This is a genomic window from Bacillota bacterium, assembly GCA_030019365.1.
GTDB lineage: Bacteria > Bacillota > Sulfobacillia > JACIYH01 > JACIYH01 > JACIYH01.
Genome location: JASEFA010000001.1, coordinates 686,678 through 707,218, shown reverse-complemented (window position 1 = coordinate 707,218; position 20,541 = coordinate 686,678). Strand labels below are relative to the sequence as shown.

19 protein-coding genes and 1 pseudogene are annotated in these 20,541 nt (G+C 68.5%); 17 read left to right on the top strand and 3 right to left on the bottom strand.

The window, feature by feature from the left end:
- Positions 1 to 265: 265 nt before the first annotated feature.
- The 9 genes from QME70_03345 (at position 266) to QME70_03305 (ending at position 9,722) form a co-directional block, all read left to right on the top strand.
- Positions 266 to 1,417, top strand: coding sequence for an acyl-CoA dehydrogenase family protein (locus tag QME70_03345; GenBank protein ID MDI6893644.1), 1,152 nt, complete (start codon positions 266 to 268; stop codon positions 1,415 to 1,417).
- Positions 1,418 to 1,419: 2 nt separating this feature from the next.
- Entirely contained in the window at positions 1,420 to 2,175 is a 756-nt protein-coding gene (locus tag QME70_03340; protein ID MDI6893643.1) for a hypothetical protein, read from the top strand.
- A complete protein-coding gene (locus QME70_03335) occupies positions 2,175 to 3,302 on the top strand; it encodes a 4Fe-4S binding protein (protein ID MDI6893642.1) in 1,128 nt (375 codons plus the stop codon). Before QME70_03340 ends, QME70_03335 begins: the two co-directional genes overlap by 1 nt.
- A 25-nt stretch (positions 3,303 to 3,327) precedes the next feature.
- Positions 3,328 to 5,058 (top strand): long-chain fatty acid--CoA ligase, encoded by a 1,731-nt coding sequence (locus QME70_03330; protein MDI6893641.1) that lies wholly within the window; start codon positions 3,328 to 3,330, stop codon positions 5,056 to 5,058.
- Between the two features lie 228 nt (positions 5,059 to 5,286).
- The gene (locus QME70_03325) at positions 5,287 to 6,471 is read left to right on the top strand and encodes a thiolase family protein (protein ID MDI6893640.1); all 1,185 of its coding nucleotides are present in this window, start codon (positions 5,287 to 5,289) and stop codon (positions 6,469 to 6,471) included.
- 17 nt (positions 6,472 to 6,488) lie between these two features.
- Entirely contained in the window at positions 6,489 to 7,337 is an 849-nt protein-coding gene (locus QME70_03320) for a 3-hydroxyacyl-CoA dehydrogenase family protein (GenBank protein MDI6893639.1), read from the top strand.
- A gap of 15 nt (positions 7,338 to 7,352) precedes the next feature.
- Entirely contained in the window at positions 7,353 to 7,676 is a 324-nt protein-coding gene (locus QME70_03315; GenBank protein ID MDI6893638.1) for a 3-hydroxyacyl-CoA dehydrogenase family protein, read from the top strand.
- Positions 7,677 to 7,702: 26 nt separating this feature from the next.
- Complete coding sequence (locus QME70_03310) at positions 7,703 to 8,482, top strand: enoyl-CoA hydratase-related protein (protein MDI6893637.1); 780 nt, start codon at positions 7,703 to 7,705, stop codon at positions 8,480 to 8,482.
- Positions 8,483 to 8,522: 40 nt separating this feature from the next.
- Positions 8,523 to 9,722 carry a thiolase family protein gene (locus tag QME70_03305; GenBank protein MDI6893636.1) on the top strand — a complete coding sequence of 400 codons (1,200 nt, stop codon included), beginning with the start codon at positions 8,523 to 8,525 and terminating at the stop codon, positions 9,720 to 9,722.
- A 2-nt stretch (positions 9,723 to 9,724) separates the two neighbouring features.
- On the opposite strand, the gene QME70_03300 is transcribed toward QME70_03305, so the two are convergent.
- A complete protein-coding gene (locus tag QME70_03300) occupies positions 9,725 to 10,108 on the bottom strand; it encodes a hypothetical protein (protein MDI6893635.1) in 384 nt (127 codons plus the stop codon).
- Between the two features lie 357 nt (positions 10,109 to 10,465).
- On the opposite strand from QME70_03300, the gene QME70_03295 reads away from it, so the two are divergent.
- From QME70_03295 to QME70_03285, 3 genes and pseudogenes are all read left to right on the top strand, one after another.
- Positions 10,466 to 10,828, top strand: a complete 363-nt coding sequence (locus QME70_03295) for a hypothetical protein (protein ID MDI6893634.1) — start codon at positions 10,466 to 10,468, stop codon at positions 10,826 to 10,828.
- 179 nt (positions 10,829 to 11,007) lie between these two features.
- Positions 11,008 to 11,103, top strand: a pseudogene (locus tag QME70_03290) (flavodoxin).
- A gap of 286 nt (positions 11,104 to 11,389) precedes the next feature.
- Entirely contained in the window at positions 11,390 to 12,358 is a 969-nt protein-coding gene (locus QME70_03285) for an MBL fold metallo-hydrolase (protein ID MDI6893633.1), read from the top strand.
- On the opposite strand, the gene QME70_03280 is transcribed toward QME70_03285, so the two are convergent.
- Positions 12,343 to 12,999: a DNA-3-methyladenine glycosylase gene (locus QME70_03280; GenBank protein ID MDI6893632.1), complete on the bottom strand. Its 657-nt coding sequence runs from the start codon at positions 12,997 to 12,999 to the stop codon at positions 12,343 to 12,345. The genes QME70_03285 and QME70_03280 overlap by 16 nt on opposite strands.
- A gap of 71 nt (positions 13,000 to 13,070) precedes the next feature.
- A complete protein-coding gene (locus tag QME70_03275; GenBank protein MDI6893631.1) occupies positions 13,071 to 14,642 on the bottom strand; it encodes an oligosaccharide flippase family protein in 1,572 nt (523 codons plus the stop codon).
- A 450-nt stretch (positions 14,643 to 15,092) separates the two neighbouring features.
- On the opposite strand from QME70_03275, the gene proC reads away from it, so the two are divergent.
- The 5 genes from proC to QME70_03250 all read left to right on the top strand — a co-directional run bounded on the left by proC (position 15,093) and on the right by QME70_03250 (position 20,469).
- Positions 15,093 to 15,965 (top strand): pyrroline-5-carboxylate reductase, encoded by an 873-nt coding sequence (proC, locus tag QME70_03270; protein ID MDI6893630.1) that lies wholly within the window; start codon positions 15,093 to 15,095, stop codon positions 15,963 to 15,965.
- An 87-nt stretch (positions 15,966 to 16,052) separates the two neighbouring features.
- Entirely contained in the window at positions 16,053 to 17,036 is a 984-nt protein-coding gene (locus QME70_03265) for a proline racemase family protein (protein MDI6893629.1), read from the top strand.
- A gap of 70 nt (positions 17,037 to 17,106) precedes the next feature.
- The gene (locus QME70_03260) at positions 17,107 to 18,036 is read left to right on the top strand and encodes an arginine deiminase family protein (GenBank protein ID MDI6893628.1); all 930 of its coding nucleotides are present in this window, start codon (positions 17,107 to 17,109) and stop codon (positions 18,034 to 18,036) included.
- Between the two features lie 116 nt (positions 18,037 to 18,152).
- Positions 18,153 to 19,163: an ornithine carbamoyltransferase gene (gene argF, locus QME70_03255; protein ID MDI6893627.1), complete on the top strand. Its 1,011-nt coding sequence runs from the start codon at positions 18,153 to 18,155 to the stop codon at positions 19,161 to 19,163.
- A complete protein-coding gene (locus QME70_03250; protein MDI6893626.1) occupies positions 19,153 to 20,469 on the top strand; it encodes a radical SAM protein in 1,317 nt (438 codons plus the stop codon). Before argF ends, QME70_03250 begins: the two co-directional genes overlap by 11 nt.
- Positions 20,470 to 20,541: the final 72 nt, after the last annotated feature.

The window sequence follows — 20,541 nt, the reverse complement described above, 5'->3', positions numbered from 1 at the left end:
GCCGCCACCTGTCCCGGCCCCTGTCCGCGCTGGAGGACACCTGTCCCGCTTTCCTGACAGCCCGGCGCCCCGGCGGGACACTCCGGAGGCAACCGAAGGGGGATGGCGCAATGCCCCAGCAGGTGGATCGCCCAACGGCCCACCGCATGTGGATGGCCCGACGGCCTGGCGCGAAGGGGTGGCTCAAAGGGAGCATGCGCTTTTTGGCACGATTCTTGCGTGTCACCCCATGGTGGACCGTACCACTCAGAAAGGGGGACTCCGCTTGGACTTCAACCTGCCTCAGGAACTGGAGATCCTGCGCAAGATGGTCAGGGATTTCGTCAACGACCGTCTGCAGCCGATCTCCGAGAAGGTGGAGGAGGAAGACGAGATCCCGTCCGAGATCATCAAAGAGATGGGGGAACTGGGCTTCTTCGGCCTGCCCTTCCCGGAGGAGTACGGCGGCGGGGGCATGGGTGAGCTGGGCATGGCCGTCCTCCTGGAGGAGCTGGGGGGCATCAACGCCGCCTTCTCCAACGTGCTGGCCCCCCATGTGGAGCTGGCGGGCATGTCCATCCTCCTGGGCGGAACGGAGGAGCAAAAGCAGAAGTACCTGCCCCCCATGTGTGCCGGGGAGAAGATCGCCTGTTACGCCCTCACCGAACCGAATGCCGGCTCCGATGCCGCCAACCTGGCCACCCGGGCGGAGCGCCGCGGGGACCGGTACATCATCAACGGCAGCAAGATCTGGATCACCAACGGCGATATCGCCGACATCATCATCGTATACGCCCTCACCGATCCGGCGCTGCGTGCCCGCGGCGGCATCACCGGCTTCATCGTGGAGAAGGACTTCCCCGGGTTCAAGGTGGGCAAGGTCGACCGCAAGATGGGCCTGCGCGGCTCCCACACCGCCGAGTTGATATTCGAAAGCATGGAGGTCCCCGCCGAGAACGTGCTGGGCGAAGTGGGCATGGGCTTCATCACCGCCATGAAGGCCCTGGACATGGGCCGCATCGGCCTGGCGGCGGGGGCGGTGGGGGCGACCCAGAAGCTCCTGGAGATGAGCATCGCCTGGGCCAACACCCGGGTGCAGTTCGGCCGGCCCATCGCCGAGAACCAGGCCATCCAGTGGATGCTGGTGGATATGGCCATGGGGGCCCATGCCGGCCGGCTCATGACCTACCACGCCGCCTGGAAGGCGGACCAGGGGCTGCGGGTTTCCCGGGAGGCCGCCATGGTCAAGACCTTCTGTTCGGAGCTGGCGAACAGGGCGGCCGACCTGGCCGTGCAGGTTCACGGCGGCATCGGCTACATGAAGGAGTATGCCCTGGAACGGGCCTACCGCGATGCCCGCATCCTCAAGATCTACGAGGGTACCAACGAAATCCAGCGGCTGGTCATCGCCCGCGATCTCCTGAAGGCGGGGAAGTGAAGATGCGGGCCGTGGTGTGCGTCCGGCCGGTGCCGGTGCAGTCCCAGGTCGTGTTTTCCATGGGAGTGGTAGACGGTACCGAGGCCGAGCGGCAGCTGGCCGCCGCCGAGGGGGCGGCGGTGGGGCTGGCGCGGGGACTGGGGGCCGAAGTGACCGTCCTCTCCTGGATGGGGCCGGAGGGCGAAGCCGCCCTCCGCCAGGCCCTGGCCCTGGGAGCGACGGCGGCGGTACGCCTGCACCGGGCCGACCCGCTATCGGCGGAACCCTGGCTGGATCCCGACCCCGGGCGCACGGCGCGGGTTCTGGCCGGTTACCTGCGGGAGCACCCGGCAGAAGCGATCCTGTGCGGAGGGGCGTCGGAGGATCAGGGCCGGGCGGCGGTGGGTCCCATGCTGGCGGAGCTGCTGGGCTTGCCCCTGGCCAGCGGGGTGGTGGGGGTCCGGCGCGAGGACGAGGCCCTGGTGGTGGAGTGCCACCACGGTGCCCAGCGGGTCACCGTGCGGCTGGGCATTCCGGCCCTGCTCACCGTCGGTGAGGACGCGCCCCGGCCGGCCCGACCCTCGGTGATGGCCCTGGCCAGAGCCATGCGGGCCCCCCTGGAAGTGGTGGAAGCCCCAGCGCCAGCGTCTCTGGTGACGGCCCATGCCCTGGTGTCGGCGGAACGGCGCCGTCCCCTGCGGGAGGCGCTGGAGGCATCCACGGTGGAGGAAGCCTGCCATCTGTTGCTGGCGCGGCTGCGGGAAAGGCGGGTGCTGTGATGGTCGAGATCGAGGTCATAGCCGGCAGGTGCACCGGTTGCGGGGAGTGCGTGGCGGCCTGCCCGTTCTGGGCCATCGAAGTGGTGGAAGGCGTGGCCGTCGTGGCGGAGAGCTGCACGGGCTGCGGCGCCTGCATCCCGCCCTGCCCGGAGGGGGCCCTGGTGCAGCCCGGGGCGGAAGTGCGGCCTTCTCTGGGCGGCAGGAGGGCCATCTGGGTGTATCTCCCGGAAGCCCGTGACCCGGCAGGCGTCCTGGGAGTAGCCCGGGTGCTGGCTGACGAGGGGGATTATCAGGTGGCGGCGGTCGTCCCCGGCAACAGCTTCGACAGCCAGGAGTTGTTCTCCCGGGGAGCGGACCAGGTCCTGGTGCTGGAAGGGGAAGGGGCGGGGTTCCGCCTGCTCGCTTCTGCCGCTGCCCGGGAGAGCCCGGTTGCCATCCTGGGTCTGGCGGAACCCCACCACGAGGCCGGGCTGGCCCGGGCAGCCGTTCTTCTCGAGGCGGGAGTGGCCTCCCGCGTCGAGGCAGTGGAGTGGGCGCCCGGCCAGCAGGCGCTGCGGGCGGTACGGGCGGTGGCAGGGGGCAGGTTCAGACAGACGGTGGTGTGCGGTCGCCAGCCTGCGGTGGTATCCCTGGTCCCGTGGGGCGCGCGTTCGGGCCTTCTGGATCGGAGTCGCACGGGCAGCGTGCGTCACCTGGAAGTGGGTGGCCTGCCTCGGGAGGTTGAGGAGGTGCGGGAGCGGACGCCCCTGCATAAGGAGGTTCCCCTGGGCAAGGCCCGGGTGGTGCTGGGGGTGGGGATCGAGCTGGGTTCGGCGGAAGCGGTGGCGGAGGCGGTGGAACTGGCGCGGCGTTGGGGGGCGGCCCTGGGAGCGGAGAAGGAGGCGGTGGAGGCCGGCCTGGCCCCGGCGGAGTGGTCAGTGGAGGCGGCGGGCCCGCTGGCTCCCGTCCTCTATCTTGGTTTGGGGGTGAGGGGTTCGCCCGCCCATAACGCGGCGGTGCAGAAGAGCCAGCTGGTAGTGGCGGTGACGACCGAGCAGGACAGCAACCTGGGGCAGATAGCGGATTACATCGTCCGTTTTCCGCCCCGGGAGGTCCTGCGCACACTGCTGTCCATGTCAGCGCCGTGAATTGTGAGATAGGAGGGATTGCGCCGTGGAGGCAGAGCGTATTCCCCAGCAGGAAACCGACGCCAGCGAGCTGAAGGCCCGGCCCTGGGTCCGGAACTATCCCGAAGGCGTGAGGCAGCACATAGAGTATCCGCTCATCCCCATCACCGGCCTGCTCGAGGAAGCCGTGCGCACCCACCCCGAGAACCCCGCCATGATCTTCATGGGTGCTCGCACCAGCTACCGCCAGCTAGGCGAGCGGGTGGCGCGCATGGCCACCTTCCTGTCCGGTCTGGGGGTGAAGAAGGGCGACCGCGTGTGCGTCATGCTGCCCAACGTCCCCCAGTTCCCCGTGTCCTATTACGGGGTGCTGCGAGCCGGGGCTACGGTGGCGGCGGCCAACCCCATGTATGTGGAGCGGGAGCTGGAATACCTGCTCAATGACTCCGGGGCCAAAGTGATGATCGTCCTGGACCTGTTCTACCCCCGGGTGAAAAAGGTGCGGGAGAAGGTGCATCTGGACCACGTAATCGTCACCAGCATCGCCGACGGCCTCAAGTTTCCCCTCAACCTGCTGTACCCGATCAAGGCCAGGCGCGAAGGCCATGCCGTCGAGGTGGACTGGGGTCCTGCCATCCACCGCTGGCGGGAGGCCCTGGCGGCGCCGCCCCATCCTCCCCGGGTGGAGGTGGACCCCCGCCGGGACGTGGCGGTGCTCCAGTACACCGGAGGGACGACGGGTATCCCCAAGGCAGCCATGCTCACCCATTACAACATGGTGGTGAACGCCCTGCAGACCGCCGAGTGGGTTCCCACCGCGGAGCGGGGAGCGGAGCGCTGCCTGACCATCTTGCCCCTCTTCCACTCCTACGGGATGACCGCCGCCATGAACTTCTCGGTGGCGGGGGCCCATGCCATGATCCTGCTGCCCCGGTGGGTGACCAAAGACGTCCTGGACACCATCCAGCAGACGAAGCCCACCCTGTTCCCGGGAGCGCCCACCATGTACGTGGCCATCAATAACTTCCCCGAGGTGAAGCAGTACAACCTGAACTCCATCAAGGCCTGCATCTCCGGCTCTGCTCCCCTACCCGTGGAAGTCCAGGAGCAGTTCGAAGGCCTCACGGGGGGAAAGCTGGTGGAAGGGTACGGCCTTTCGGAGAGCTCGCCGGTCACCCACTGCAACCCCATCTACGGCATGCGCAAGGTGGGGAGCATCGGCCTTCCCTTCCCCGACACCGACTGCTGCATTCTGGACCTGGAGACCGGTGAGCGCCAGCTATCCGCCGGTGAGGTGGGCGAGCTGGCGGTACGTGGCCCCCAGGTGATGCTGGGCTACTGGAACCGGCCCGAGGAGACGCGGGCCACCCTCAAGGATGGCTGGCTGCGCACGGGTGACGTGGCCCGCATGGACGAGGACGGCTTCTTCTACATCGTGGATCGCAAGAAGGACCTCATCATCGCCGGCGGTTACAACATCTATCCCCGTGAGGTGGAAGAGGTCCTGTACATGCATCCCAAGGTGAAAGAGGCGGCCGTCATCGGCGTGCCCGATCGCTACCGCGGGGAGACGGTGAAGGCCTTCATCGTCCTCAAGGAAGGCGAACAGGCCACCGGGGAGGAAATCGAGGCCTTCTGCCGCCAGCATCTGGCGGCGTACAAGGTGCCGCGCCTGGTGGAGTTCCGCTCCGAACTCCCCAAGACCATCGTGGGTAAGGTGCTGCGTCGCCTGCTGGCGGAGGAAGAGAAGCAGAAGAAGAGCCAGCCCGAGGGCTGAAGCCCCATGGGCAGGAGCCGGGGCCGGTCCGGAGCCGACAGGAAAGACGATCTCCCGGCGGCTGTTTGGCAGGGCAGCCCGGCAGGTCGCGCCCGACCGGCCCCCGGTTCCGCAACCGGAGGTAGCATGGATTCGACCGGCAGGGGCGAGATTCCTTGTGCCCGCGCAACTGGTCGGAGCTTCTCCCGGCAAGTTGGTCGGAGTCTCTGCTGGTAAGGAGGAATGGGCATGGTAGAAGCGGTAATAGTTGCTGCAGCGCGCACCCCGGTGGGTAACTTCGGGGGAGCATTCCGGGACATGTCGGCCACCCAGCTGGGCGTGGTGGTGGCCAAGGCTCTGGCGGAGAGGGCCCGGCTCGATCCCGCCCTGCTGGACGAGGTGATATGCGGTGTGGGTGGTATGTTGCCCAAGGAGTCCAACGTGGCGCGGCAGATCTCCCTGTTTGCCGGGTTTCCCCTCGAGGTCCCCGCCTTCACTGTGCAGCGCAACTGTGCGGCCGGCCTGCAATCGCTGGTGTGCGCCAGCCAGTTGATCAGGCTGGGGGAAGCCGAAGTGGTGATGGCCCTGGGGGCGGAGAACATGAGCCAGGCTCCTTACCAGGTATACGGGGCACGCTGGGGGTTGCGCCTGCGCCACGGCGTGTTCTCCGATGCCCTGTGGGAGGGCCTCACAGACGGGTTCTCGGGGCTGCTCATGGGGGAGACGGCGGAGAACCTGGTGGACCAGTTCGGCTTCACCCGGCGGCAACTGGACGAGGTGGCCCTGGCCAGCCACCAGAAGGCCTTCCGGGCGCAGCGCATGGGTAAATTCAAGGACGAGATCGTGCCCGTGCCGGTGCCTTCCCGGCGGCCCGGTGACCAGCCCGAGGTCGTGGTGCAGGACGAGGGCCCGCAGGCAGGCCTGTCCCTCGAGCGGCTGGCGCTGGCCCCGGCGGTGTTCCGGAAGGGTGGCACGGTGACGCCGGGGAACTCCTGTCCCATGAATGACGCCGCCGCCGGTGTGCTGGTAATGTCGGAGAGCAAAGCCGCCGAGCTGGGCCTGGAGCCACTGGCCTGGGTGACGTCCTGGGGATTCGCCGGGGTGGACCCCAAGGTCATGGGGATCGGGCCGGTCCCGGCCACCAGGAAGGCCCTGGCCCGGGCCGGGCTGGAACTGGGTGACGTGGGCCTCATCGAGATCAACGAGGCTTTCGCGGCCCAGTACCTGGCCTGCCGGGAACTGCTCGGGTTCTCCGAGGAAATCACCAACGTGAACGGTGGCGGCCTGGCCCTCGGACACCCCATCGGGGCCACCGGGCTGCGCCTCATCAACACCCTGGCCCACGAGATGCGGCGGAGGGACGTGCGGTACGGCCTGGCCACCATGTGCGTGGGCGGGGGGCAGGGTGGCGCCGTGATCCTGGAGCGTCGTTAGCGAAGGAGGAACAGAGCATGTACATCTTCAAGGCGGCGGTGGTGGGGGCGGGGGCCATGGGGGCCGAGATCGCCCAGGTGATATCCTGGAGCGGCCTCCCCGTGGTACTCAAGGACGTTGACCAGGCCATGCTCGATCGCGGTGTGGAGCGCATCCGCGGCATCTACCAGCGCCGGGTGGACCGGGGACGCATGAGTACCGCCGAGATGGACCAGAAGATGGCCCTCGTCACCCCGACCCTGAGCTATGACGGGTTCGGGGACGTGGACCTGGTGGTGGAGGCCGTCCCCGAGAAGATGGACCTCAAGAAGCGGGTGTTCGCGGAGTTGGACCGGGCCACCCCCAGCACGGCCATCCTGGCCTCTAACACCTCCGCCCTCTCCATCACGGAGATGGCGGCGGCCACCTCCCGGCCCCAGCGGGTGGTGGGGATGCACTTCTTCTACCCGGCAGCGGTGATGAAGCTGGTGGAGGTCATCGCCGGCCGGGAGACCAGTGAGGAGACCCTCGACACGGCGGTGGAGTTCGTGGAAAGCCTGCGCAAGCTCCCCGTCCGGGTGAAGGAGTGCCCGGGCTTCCTGGTCAACCGCATCCTGCTGGCGGCCATGATGCAGGTGATCCACTTCCAGCACGAGACGGGAGCGCCCTACGAGGAAGTGGATGCCGTGGTGAAAGAGAAGGCGGGGGTGCCCATGGGCCCCTTCAGCCTGGCGGACACCCTGGGCCTGGACGTGGTGCTGGACGTGTGCAGGACCCTGGAGACCCTGGGCCCGCGTTTCGCTGCCCCCGCCCACTTCGAAAACATGATCAAAGAGGGCAGACTGGGGGTCAAGTCCGGTCAGGGGTTCTACACGTACACGAAGTAGGGAGGAGGCGGCATCGTGGACGAAAAGCAGGCCCAGTTGCTCGTGGACCGTTTCCAGCTGGCCGGTTTCGTGGAAGCCTGCCGGCTGCTGGAAGAGGGGATCGCCAGCGCCCGGGACATCGACCTGGCCATGCGGGCCGGGGCCGGATATCCCAAGGGTCCCCTCGCCTGGGCGGACAACGTGGGGCTCGATGTGATACTGGCTAGGCTGGAGGAACTGTACCCGCGTTACGGGGAGGCCTTCGCCATACCGGAGAGGCTGCGCACCATGGTGGCGCGCAGTGAACTGGGCAAGAAGACCCAGAAGGGCTTCTTCGAATACGCAGGTGCCGAGGAGTAGTCCCGAACTTCAAGGAGGGAGAGGACATGGCGTACAACAACATCCTGGTTGATCGGGAACCGCCCCTGCTGACCGTCACGGTGAACCGGCCTCCCGCCAATGCTCTCAGCCGGGCCACCATCGGGGAGATCCGGCAGGCCATAGATGAGGCGGCGCGGGACGAGGAGGTGCGGGTGGTCATCATCACCGGCACCGGGCACTACATCTTCATCGCCGGAGCGGACGTCTCCGAGTTCCCCGCCCTCGATGAGCATTCGGGCCGCGAACTCCTCGAGAGCGGCCATGCCCTGTTCACCGCCATCGAGACCCTGCCCAAGCCCGTCATCGCCGCCATTAACGGCACCTGCCTGGGCGGGGGGCTGGAGCTGGCCATGGCCTGCGACATCCGGGTGGCGGTGGAGTCGGCCCGCTTCGGGCAGCCGGAGATCAACCTGGGCATCATGCCCGGGTGGGGTGGCACCCAGCGGCTGCCGCGCCTGATAGGCAAGGGGCGGGCCATGGAGTTGCTCCTCACCGGGGATATGATCAAGGGTCCCGAGGCCCAGCGTATCGGGCTGGTAAACCGGGTGGTGCCGGACGGGGAGCTGATGGCCCAGACCAGGAACCTGGCCCGCAAGCTGGCCGCCCAGGCGCCGGTGGCCATGGCCACCATGAAGAAGGTCGTGTTCGAGGGCTTGGGGCAACCCCTGCCCGAGGCCCTCAAGACGGAGGTGGCCGGGTTCCTGCACCTGTTTGGCACCGAGGACGCCAAGGAGGGAATCTCGGCCTTCCTGGGCAAGCGTAAGCCTCAGTTCAAGGGCCGCTGACCGCGGGCATCACGCTGCAGATGAGGGGGGAGGGTAGGGAGTGACCCCGGTGGTCATCGTGTCTGCGGTGAGGACCGCGGTGGGCAGGTTCGGCGGGGCGCTGCGGGAGGTCCCGCCCGAGAAACTGGGTGCCCGGGTGATGGTGGAGGCGCTCGCGCGCGCGGGCGTGGAGGGGCGCGAGCTGGGCGACGTCATCATGGGATGCGTGCTCCAGACCAACGAGGCCCCCAACCTGGCCCGGGTGGCGGCGCTCTGGGCCGGCATCCCCGTGGAAGTGCCCGCCTACACCGTCCACCGCCAGTGCGGGTCGGGGCTGCAGGCGGTGATCTCAGGGGCCCAGGCCATCATCTGCGGTGAGGCGCGGGTGGTGCTGGCGGGCGGGGCGGAGAGCATGTCGGGCGCTCCTTACTACGCCAACGAGATGAGGTGGGGGGCCCGGCTGGGGCACATCACCATGTACGACCCCTTCGTGCGCAACGCGGAGAGTTGCTCGCCCACCGAACTGTTCGGCTACGTCAACATGGGGCTCACGGCGGAAAACCTGGCCGAAAAGTACGCCATCTCGCGGGAAGAGCAGGATGCCTTTGCCCTGGCCAGTCACCGTAAGGCCGTGCGGGGCCTCACCGAGGGTCGGTTCCGCGAGCAGGTGGTGGCCGTCCCCGTTCCCCAGCCCAAGGGCAAGGAGCCCCTCCCCTTCGACCGGGATGAGTCTCCGCGCCCCGACACCAGTATGGAGGCCCTGGCCCGCCTGGCCCCCGCCTTCAAGAAGGAGGGCACCGTGACGGCGGGCAACTCCTGCCCCATGAACGACGGGGCGGCGGCGGTGGTGCTCATCCCCGCCGACCTGGCGGAGTCCCGCGGCCTGGAGCCCCTGGGACGGGTGGTTTCGTGGGCGGTGGCGGGGGTCGACCCGCGTTACATGGGGATTGGTCCGGTACCGGCCACGCGCCTGGCCCTGGAACGGGCACACCTGGGTCTCGATCAGATCGACCTCATCGAGCTCAACGAGGCCTTTGCTGCTCAGTCCCTGGCCGTGCTAAAGGAACTGGGCCTTGAGGGAGATCCGCGCGTCAACCCCAACGGAGGGGCCATCGCCCTGGGACATCCCGTGGGTGCCACCGGAACTATCCTCTTGGTGAAGCTGCTCTACGAGATGCGGGCCCGGGGTGCGCGGCGCGGGCTGGTCACCCTGTGCATCGGCGGGGGCATGGGCATCGCCCTGGTGGTGGAAGCCGTTTAGGCTCACGCCGGGCCGCCGCAGCGCCGGCCGGCGACTTCCGCCTCACGGGTGCAGGGTGTCATGGCCCAGGTCGAGGGGAGAAAGGTGCCCGCCACGCGATTGACACGGCTGACGGTTGAAGCAAAACCCATCAGACCGCCCAAGTGGGCGACGGGGACCATGGCCCCCCCGAACATCCAGGAAATGAACCCGATCATCACCGAGGAGAAGGCAGCCGGGAGATAGCTGCGGGCCACCACGGCCAGCAGCATCCGGGCGCCTGCGTAAGCAACCGCGAGGAGCAGAGCAGCCAGGGCGGCGGCCCCCCACCCCGCTCCGGGCCGCACACCGCAGGTGACCGCCACGACCGCCGTCATCACGACGCCGCTGAGTAGTGCTCCCGCCACGGCAAAGGTCGGCTTCCCCCCCAGCCACACTCCCAGGGGCTGGGGCGCAGGCTATCAGCCCCACCAGCTGACCCGCGCGCCCGCTGCCGGTCGGGCTGGTCAGTACTAAGACCAGACGTACCTTTGAGCCGGGGGGTGGGTGAATGCGTGAGCGCCGACATGGCTTGCATTACGCACTGATGCAAGACTACCACTTGTATTCAGCTGGTCGTTCGGTTGCAGAGCCTTCGCAGCCCCTGCCTTGAGTGTGATAATGCGTCTGCCGGTGGCCGATATGTCTGGTGAGAAAGGGAGCTAGCCATGGACTTCACCACCAAACGTGGGACACGCCTTGCGCGCGGCTTAGGAGCGCTGCAGGTGTTCATCGGTCTGGGGGCAGTGGCGGGCGGCTGCGCCCTCGTTTTGGACCGTACGGGAGGAGTCCTGGGGATTCCGCTTGCGCTGCTCGAGGGCACCCCGTTCAGAGATTACCTCGTCCCTGGCCTCGTACTCCTCCTGGTTAACGGCGTTGGAAGCCTGGTGGGCGCCTGGGCTTCCTTCTACCAGCAGGCGTTTGCAGGTGTTCTTGCCACCGGCCTGGGTATATTCCTCATGCTGTGGATCGTTTTGCAGGTGTGGTGGATTGGATTCTCCTGGGTACACCTTCTCTATTTCGTCCTTGGCCTTATCGAAGCGAGGTTGGGGCTTACGTTGCTGCGTGCCGCGGGTTCGATTAAGTAACGCCGCGCCTCTTTACTCCAACGACCTGGCCATTTGTGGCACGGGCCGGCTTATGCTCGACGTCTTCCGGCGGCCAACGACCGGCCAGATCGGGGAAGGTGATGTTCACCTCAGCCAGCGACGCGCAGCACGCAGGCGCTGAGAGAGTGGGTATGCCCCAGGCCAAGGATGTGGTATGGATGAAGGTACTGGTAGCCGTCGCGAGCCGCCACGGCAGTACCCGCGAGATCGCAGGTGCCATTGCGGATGAGTTGCGGGCGACAGGCATCGAGGCGGATGCGAGCGGGTGAAGGGGGCACGCCAGCGTAGCCCGGAAGCCCAGGTGTGCTGCCGGCCCTGGGCTCGGGGGTTCTCGTCCTGCTCCAGATGCTGCTGCGGGGGACGGCCGGGTACCTGGAGATGACGCTGCCGGGGGGTACATCCTGGTGGGTGTAAGACCGTACCACCACTGCGGCGAGTGCAGCTTGCGGCGCATGCTGTGGCTGCGGGCGTGTTTTCGTGGTAAAATACGAGATGCCAGCTTATGGAACGCCAGCATGAATCAGGGAAGGAGCGAGGAGGGTGCAGGATCTCATCCCGGCCGGAGTGGTATCCCTGCGGCTGCCCACCCCCTACCCGGTGGGTCCGGTCAACTGCTACCTGGTTCAGGGCCAGTTGCCCACCCTGGTGGATACCGGTCCGCCCACCGAGGATGCCTGGGCTGCCCTGGTGCGCTTCCTGGAAGAGCAGGGGCTGGGCACCGGCCGGTCCTGGCAGGTGGTGATCACCCATGCTCACCCGGATCATTTCGGGCTGGGCGAGCGCCTGCGCAGCCGATTTGGAGTCAGGATGCTGGCTCCCCGGACAGCCTCTCGCTGGCTGGCACCGGGCAGGGCCGAGGAGTGGGAGGAGTTCCTTGCTGGCTTCTTGCCCCGGGCCGGGGTACCAGGCGAAGTCTTTCGCCAGCTGAAGAAGACCCGCTTCGGGCTGGCCGACTTCCAGGTGGAGTCGGGCCCGGACGGCTGGCTCGAACCCCAAACCACGGTCCGCATGGGGGACGCCGAGTGGGAGGTGGTGTCTCTTCCCGGTCACTCTTCCTGTTCCACGGCCTTCTGGCGCCGGGAGGATGGCACCTGCCTGGGCGGCGATGCTCTACTGCTTGACGCTTACGGTCACAGCCTGATCGAGCCCGCGCCTGCCGGAGAGGGATGGTACCGCAGCCTGACCCGGCAGATGGAAAGCCTGGAGCGCATCCGGCAGTTGGGGGTCGAGCGGGTGCTGCCGGGCCACGGGGAACCGGTCGCCGCACCTGCTTCGTTCGCCGCCTCTCGTCTGCGCTACCTGCGCGGACGCACGGAAGCGGTGGGGGGCCTGCTCATGGAGGGTGAAAAGACCCCCTACCAGGTATGTCTCAACCTGTACCCCCATCTGAGCTGGGTGGAGCTGATGTCGGGGCTGTGGGAGGTCATGGGGTACCTGGACCTGCTGGAAGAACGGGGGGAGGCGGCGAAGGAGGAAATCGGGGGAAAGCTTTACTACCGTGCCCTCTGAGGGCGCCCGCTTCGCCGCGGCGTCCTTCCGGGGTGCGACACTCCCGGGCTGCCCGGCACATAGAAGCGCCAGGGGTAATCCCGGGCCTCTTCAGCGTAGTCGATCCCTATGCGGGGGCCGCACGCCACGGCCTGCACGGGCGCTTCTGCGGGCCGGATGATATACAGGGGGCCCTGCACCAGATCGGCCCCGTTCTGCGCCAGGGTAATACCCATGGCCTGGCAGAGCCGGGCCGGCCCCGCCCCCAGCCGGTGCCAGTCGTCGCTCGCCAGGCCCCGGCGGGCCGCCATCAGTTCCACGCCCGCCACCGGTTCCATCCCGCGCACCAGGACGGCGTGGGGGACTCCCTCCTGGGCGCATACCACGTTGAGGCAGTGGTGCATCCCGTAGGTGAAGTAGACGTAGGCGTGGCCGGGGGGACCCCACATGACGTCGTTGCGCCGGGTGCGGCGGCTCCCGAAGGCGTGACAGGCCCGGTCCCCGGGCCCGATGTACGCCTCTACCTCGACGATACGGCCGGCCGTCGTCCCTGCGGGCGTCTGGTGGACGAGGATCGTGCCCAGGAGTTCGGGCGCCACTTCCAGCCCGTGCCGGGCATAGAACTCCCGGGGCAGCCTTTCCCCTGCGGTAGCGGGCGGCAGAGCCTGCACAGCGAATCACCCGTTCATGATTGGTGAAGCACTTATTACCGTATCCGCGCGCGGGTGGGCAGTCAAGGCCTGCGGCGGGTATCGCGGGCGAGACGGACGAGGGCCACTACCACCAGGGTGGCGGTGGCGAGGGCCAGCAGGGTGGCGGCGGCGTTGCCCAGGGTGGGGACAGCCGCCCGGTGCGCCAGGTAGGCCGCCAGGCCGGACAGGGCGGCGGGAAGGCCGGCTCGCGCGGCCGGCCGGCGGAGGGAGGGCGGGCGCCCCAGCAGGCGGGCCACGGTCTGCCAGTCCCACAGGGCCTCGATCAGGGTACCGGCCCCGATGGCCACCGCTGCCCCTGGCAGCCCCAACCGGGGAACCAGCAGGTAGGTGAGGCCCAGGTTGATGACTTCGCCCACAGCGAAGTTGCGGAAGGCCAGGCCCGGTTCGGACCAGCCGTGCAGGGAGGCGGTCATCACCTGGTCGACGGTGACCAGGGGTGCCACTGCCGAGAGGATGATGAGGAGCAGGGCGGGTTCCCCGGTGCCGAAGGCGAAACGGCACAGCGGCTCCGCCAGCAGGAAGGTGCACGCGGCGGCGGGAAGGGCCAGCATCCAGGCCTGATAGAGGGAGTCTTCCACCAGGCGGGGGGCACTACGGGTGTCACCCCGGCTGCGGCAGGCAGAGAGACCGGGCGTGAGGTTGAAGGTGAAGGCCCACACCAGGGTGGCGGGGAAGAAGGCGATCTGTGCCGCCATGCCTCCGAACTGCCCGTACAGGGCCAGGGCCCGGTCGGGTGCGTGGCCGGCCGCCCGCAGCAGGGCGGGGATCATGGCCGCGCTGATGGCGCCGGATGCCATGGCCACTAGCCTCACGCTGGTGGAGGCCCAGGCGAAGCGGGCCATGGTCCCCAGGTCATCCCGGAGCCGCGCTGCATGAGCGTTACTTCCGGGCAGCTGCTCCTTCCGGAGAGGCGCCCTGGCGCCTGCCCTCCTGGCCACGCCCTCTCGCCGCACCGGTGAGGGTTGTGCGTGGACCCGCTGGAAGGAGGCGTACACGGAGAGCAGGCCCGCTGCTTCCCCCCCGGTGATGGCGCAGGCCAGGATGGTGGTGGCGGCCGCCAGGGGCAGGGGTCCGGCCAGGGTCAGGGCGGAGAGCCCGAACGCCGTCTGCGCCAGGGCTTCCACCAGACGGGCGCGGGCGGTCGGGTAGGTGAAGTAACGGCCCTGGAGGTAGGCCCGGTAGACACCGGAGACCGGCACGATGGCCACCGCCGGCGCCAGAGCCAGGATGGGCAGGTGGAGGGAGGGGTCGTGGAAGAGCAGGCGGGCAGCCGGCCGGCTGGTGGCCATCAGCCCGGCGCCCAGCAGCACCCCCAACCCCCCCGTGATCAGGAAGGACAGGGAGAGGGTGCGCTCCAGGCCGGCCCGGTCGCCCCGGGCCGTCTTTTCGGCCGTCAGGTTGGTAACGGCCGCCGGGATGCCGGCACTGGCCACCGTCACCAGCAGGCCGTACAGCGAGCCGATCACGCCCAGCGCCCCCACGGCCGCCGCGCCGGCCGCCCGCACGATGAGGATCCGGTAGAGAAAGTCCACCACCCGGGCGCTCGTGTGCGCGGCAAACAGGGCGCCGGTGCCCTCGCGGTGCTCGTCCACGATGGTTCCCCCGCACCCTCTATGCTTATGGCTTCCCCGGCCCCCTTCATGCTGCGTCCGCCACGCACGGGGGCGAGGCCGCCATTGACTCGGGCACGCGCAGCGGACGCACGTACGTATTGACAGGGAGGGGAGAGCGCGATACAATGCGGCAAAGCAGCATCGGGCTGTGAAGGGGAGCAGTAGGACCCCAGCCGACCCCGCAGAGAGCCCGCCCCTGGCTGCAAGGCGGGCGGTCGTGCCGGTTCGAACCCGCCCCGGAGCTGCTGGCGAGGAGCCGGCCGCATCCCTCCGTTAGAAGGGGCAGGCATCACCGGGCTCCGCGTCCGGTTGTGCCGGGTGGAGCGGGTCCTGCAGAGGGACCAAGCAAGGTGGTACCGCGGAAGCATCCCTTTCGCCCTTGGGGCGGAAGGGATTTTCGTTTCCCGGAGAACTGCGGGGGTGAAAAGGATGTTGCCGGAAAAGTGGCGGCGGATGGGTTTCATCGGAGCGGGCTCCATGGCCGAGGCCATGGTGGCCGGATTGCTGACGGCGGGGGTGACGTTTGCCCCCAGCATCGTGGTCACCAATCGCTCTCGCCAGGATCGGCTGGATGCCATGGCGTTGCGCTGGGGAGTGCGCACCACCCGGAGCAAGGCGGAGGTGTGCGCGTCGGCAGATGTGGTGGTGCTGGCCACCAAGCCGGCGGATATCCCCGCCGCCCTCGGACAGCTGAGGGGTCTGGTGAGTCCCCGCCACCTGGTGCTGTCGGTGGTGGCCGGCATCCCCTGTGGCCTGGTGGAGGAGAGCCTGGGTGAGGGTATCCCGGTGATCAGGGCCATGCCCAACACCTCCTGTCACGTGAAGGAATCGGCCACGGCCGTCGCCCGGGGGCGGTGGGCCCGGGAGGAGCACCAAGAGGTGGCCCGCACCATCTTCGCCGCTGTGGGAGAGGTGGTGACCGTGCCGGAAGAGTGGCTGGACGCGGTGACCGGGTTGAGCGGCAGCGGGCCCGCCTACGTGTACCTCCTCATGGAAGCCCTCGCCGAGGCGGGGGTGGAAGTGGGGTTGAGCCCAGAGGTGAGCCGCCTCCTCACCCGGCAGACGGTGCTGGGTGCCGCCCGCATGGTTCTGGAGACGGGGGAGGATCCCGCCCTGCTCCGCCGGAAGGTCACTTCGCCCAATGGCACCACCATGGCTGCCCTCAAGGTGCTGGAGGAGATGGGCTTCGTGGCTGCCCTCCGGGAAGCGGTGAGGCGGGCTACGGCCAGGTCGCGCGAGATGGGGCAGGAACTCGTTCCTCCCCAGCGGGGCAGGAGGCTGCTGGAGAGCGCGGGCGCCTGACCGCGCGGCACGGGTACCGGCCGGCGGCCCCGCGGACACTGGAAAAGCGCCCCCTGCTCTGGCAAAATAGCGGGCGGGGGTGATGGGGTGCGGGCCAGGCACCTGCTCTACTGCATGGACTATCACCACGGCCAGGCCACCCGGGTGGTCCTGGCGGGGTTACCGTTCGTACCCGGGGCCGACATGGCCGCCCGGCAGGCTTTCTTCCGCCAGCACCTGGACTGGGTGCGGAGCATCGTGTGCGCGGAGCCGCGCGGGCACACCAACATGCTGGGGGCGGTGGTGCTGCCCCCCGTGAGGCCGGATGCCCACGCCGGGGTGATCTTCCTCCACCCGGGCGGGTACTTCGACATGTGTGGCGACAGTACGTTCAGCGCGGTCACCGCCCTGGTCGACAGCGGCATGGTGCCTTCCCGGGAGGGCGAGTTCGAGGTGCGGCTGGACACCGTGGTCGGGCCGGTGGACGCCCGCGTGCGGGTGACGGGCGGCGAGGTGATGGAGGTGACCGTCGCCAACGTCCCCTCGTACTACCTGGGCCCTGCCCAGCTGCGGGCAGGCGGGCGGACGGTGGCAGCGGAGGTGGCATACGGAGGGCTGGCGTACGCCTTCGTCGACGCCGGGGCGGTGGACCTGGTCCCTCTCGACCGGCAACCGCGCGCGCATCTCCTGGATATGGGAACCGCTCTCTGGGAGGCGGCCCGGTCGGTGCAGGTGGAGGGCCGCCAGGTTGACCTGGTGACGGTGGGGGAGCGCCTTCCCGGACCCGCGCGCTTCCGGGTAGCCAATTTTTACGCCCCAGCCACCATGGGCCGTACCCCGTCGGGGACGGGGATTTCAGCCCGGCTGGCCCTGCTCCTGGCCAGGGGGGAGCTGGGGCGTGCGGGGGAGGTGGGGCGAGCGGCGGAGGTGGTGCACGAGAGCATCCTGGGGCTGGCCTTCCGGGCCCGCGCCCGGGAAGTGCGCCCGGGTGGGCAGGTGGTGCCGGAGGTGACGGCCCGATCTTTCCTCATGGGCATAACCCACCTGGTGGTCAAGGAGGATGATCCTTTCCCGGCCGGCTTCCAGATCTGAGCATCAGTGCGGGTGTACGGAGATGCCCCCGATCAGATAATAGAGGCGGCAATACATACGGAGGACGGTGATGGGGTTGGGAGAGCGGAGTCCCATTGCGGGCCCGGAGCGGCCGGCACCCTTCGGCCTGCGCAGCGAGACCGGGTACCTGGCGGGAGTGCTGGTGCACCGTCCGGGGGAAGAAGTGGAAGAGATGGACGAGCGCTACCCCTGGAGGTGGATATGTGACGCCAAGCCGGACCTGGGGCGAGCCCAGGGCGAGCACGACACCATGGCGGACTACTTGCGGCGGGCGGGGGCCGAGGTGTACTACCTGGACGACTGGGAGCCCAAAACCAGAGTCCCCGTCAACGAGTGGTTCACCCGGGACCACGGCTTCATGACGCCGTATGGGGCATTCATCGCTTACTGCGATTTCCCCCGGCAGGGCGAAGAGGAGTTCGTGGTGAGACGGCTGGTCCACCTGGGCATCCCCGTGGTGGCCCGCGTTTACGGACAGGGCCGTATGGAGGGCGGGGACATCATCTACCTGGACGAGAAGACGCTGCTGGTGGGGCAGAGCTACCGCACCAACCGGGAGGGGTTCCGCCAGATCCAGCGGGTGATGGAGGGCACCATGGTGGATCGGGTCATCCCCGTGCCCCTGCACCGGGAGGTGATGCACCTGGACACGGTGTTCAACGTCGCCGGCGAGGGGATTGCCGCCGCGTACCTCCCGGCGCTCCCGGAGGAATTCCTGGATTTCGTGGAGCGCAGGGGGTACGAGGTCATCAGCATCCCGCCCGAGGAGTATCCCACCCTGGCCAGCAACTGGCTGTGTGTGGGCCCGCGCAAGGTGATCTTCGTGGATGGGGAGACCAGGAATCTTCAGACGCGCAAAGAACTGGAGAAGCGGGGAGTAGAGGTCATGCCCTTCGTGATGCCCGAGTTGCTCAAGGGGGCGGGAGGACCCCGGTGCATGACCTTTCCGCTGTACCGCTGGCGGGAGGACGTACGCTGAAGCGGGGGCACCCACCGCCTGGGCCGGGGGACCGCAGGGCGGGGCCGCCGGGGCTACGGGCCGGAGGGGGTAGTCCCGCTGGAGACGGAGTACACAGCGAGACGGGAGGGGTACTGGTGGATTGGCAGCTTCTGCGCACTCTGCGGGGCAGGGACTTCCTGACCGACCAGGATTACAGTCCCCAGGAGCTGGTGGCCCTGCTCGACCTGGCGGCGGCCATCAAAGACATCTGGCGCCGGGGGGTGCCCACGCCCCTCCTGCGGGGCAAGCACCTGGCGCTGCTCTTTGAGGAACCATCCACCCGGACGCGCATGTCCTTCGAGGTGGGGATGTCCGACCTGGGCGGCACCACGCTGTACCTGAAGCCGGGGGAGATCCACCTGGGGGCACGCGAGACCGTGGGCGACACCGCCCGGGTGATGAGCCGCTATGTCCACGGGATCATGGCGCGGCTGTACAGGCACACCACTTTGGTGGAGCTGGCCCAGGGGAGCACGGTACCGGTGATCAACGGCCTGACTGACCTCTACCACCCGGTGCAGACCATGTCCGATGCCTTTACCATCCGCGAAGCCATGGGTAAGCTGGAGGGGGTCAAGCTCGCTTTTTTGGGCGATGCTACCAACGTGTGCAACGCCCTGGTGGTCACCTGTAGCAAGCTGGGGATCGACCTGGCCGTGGCCAACCCGCCCGGGTACACGGTGCGTCCGGACATCCGGGAGCTGGCCCGGCAGAACAGCAGGGAGTCGCGGGCCCGGACCGAGTTCCTGAGCGACCCGGTCGAGGCGGTACGGGACGCCGACTTCGTGTACACCGACCTGTGGTGGTGGGTGGGCCAGGAGGACGAGGCGGAGGCGCGCAAGAAGGCCATGGCCCCGTACCAGGTGAACGCCGCCCTGATGAAGAAGGCCAAACCCACCGCCCGCTTCATGCACTGCCTGCCGGCGGCGCGCGGCCTGGAGGCTACCGACGAAGTCATGGACGGCCCCCAGTCCATCATCTTCGACCAGGCGGAGAACCGCATGCATTTTCAGAAGGCCCTGCTGGTAGCGCTGCTGGGGGTGGACGTGGAACCGGCGGAGGTGCCCGCCCCGGTGGGGGATCTGGTGACCAACCTTGCCAGCTGATGTAGCACTGGTGGTGCCGCCCCGGCGGCGCCGGCTTTTCCGGGAGGACGCCGGTGAGGCCCTGGGCGTGGAGTACCTGGCGGCCGTGCTCCGCCAGCGCGGGCACCAGGTAGGGGTGTATGATGCCACCCTGCTGGGGTGGGATACCGCGCGTCTGGCCCGCCAGCTCCTGGCGGAGCGGCCCGGGCTGATCGGGCTGTCCCTGGTGTTACCCCGCATGGTGCGCGAGGGTATCCGTCTGGCCGTTCTCTTGCGCCGGGGTGGGTACCGCGGCCTGGTGGTGGCAGGAGGGTACACCCCCAGCCTGGCCTACCGGGAGTTTCTGGGCCAGGCCGCCGGGGTGGACATGGTGGTGGTGGGCGAGGGAGAGGCGACCTTTGCCGAACTCGTGGATCGGTTACGGGACGGCGATCCGGCGGCGCTGGAGATCCCGGGGGTTGCCCGCCGGGACGCCGACGGTTCCCCGGCGCTCGCCCCCGGCCGGGCCCTGGTGGACGTGGATGGCCTTCCCCTTCCGGACCGGGATCTGCTTCCGGCCGTGCTGGCCCGGGGGGAGCCGGCCGCCGTCTACTCCTCTCGTGGGTGCTGGGCCCGCTGTGGTTTTTGCGCCATCGCGGCGTTTTACGGACTGGGGCGGGGACCTCGGTGGAGGGGGCGGAGCCCGGAGAACGTGGTGGAGGAGCTCGGCCGCCTGGTGCGCGACCACGGGGTGGGACAGGTGAACTTCGTGGACGACAACTGGGTGGGTCCGGGGGAGAAGGGCCGCCAGCGGGCCTTTTCCTTTGCCGATCTTCTGGAGAAACAGCCCTGGCGGGTAGAGTTCATGGTTTCCGCCCGGCCGGAAGATGTGGAGCCCGGGCTTTTTCGCCGCCTGGGGCAGGTGGGTCTGCGGCGGGTGTTCCTGGGCATGGAGTCGGGGGTGCAGGCGGCCCTGGACAGGATGAGCAAAGGGATCACGGTGGCCGACAACCTGCGGGCCCTGTGTGTCCTGGAAGAGCTGGGCCTGGAGGCCGTGCCCGGCTTCATCCTCTTCGACCACGGTACCACCCTGGGGGAGCTGGAGGAGAATCTGGCCTTCCTGGCCCGCACGGGCATCCTGTCCCGGGCGTTCAACAGCCGCATGGACGTGCTCAACCGGCTGGAGGTGTACCCGGGCACTCCCGTCGAAGAGGAGTTGCGCGCTCGCAGCCGGCTCAGAGGCGATTACCTGGACTACCGGTATGCCTTTGCCGACTGGCGGGTGGCTCTGGCGTATCGCCTGGGAAGGTGGGCCTACCGCCTGAGCGGCGTCCGCAGGAGGCGGTGATCGGGCGGCGTCTCGGGGCGGCGGGAGCTGCGCAACATCAGGGGCCGGAAAGAGCGGGTGTTATCCGGGGGG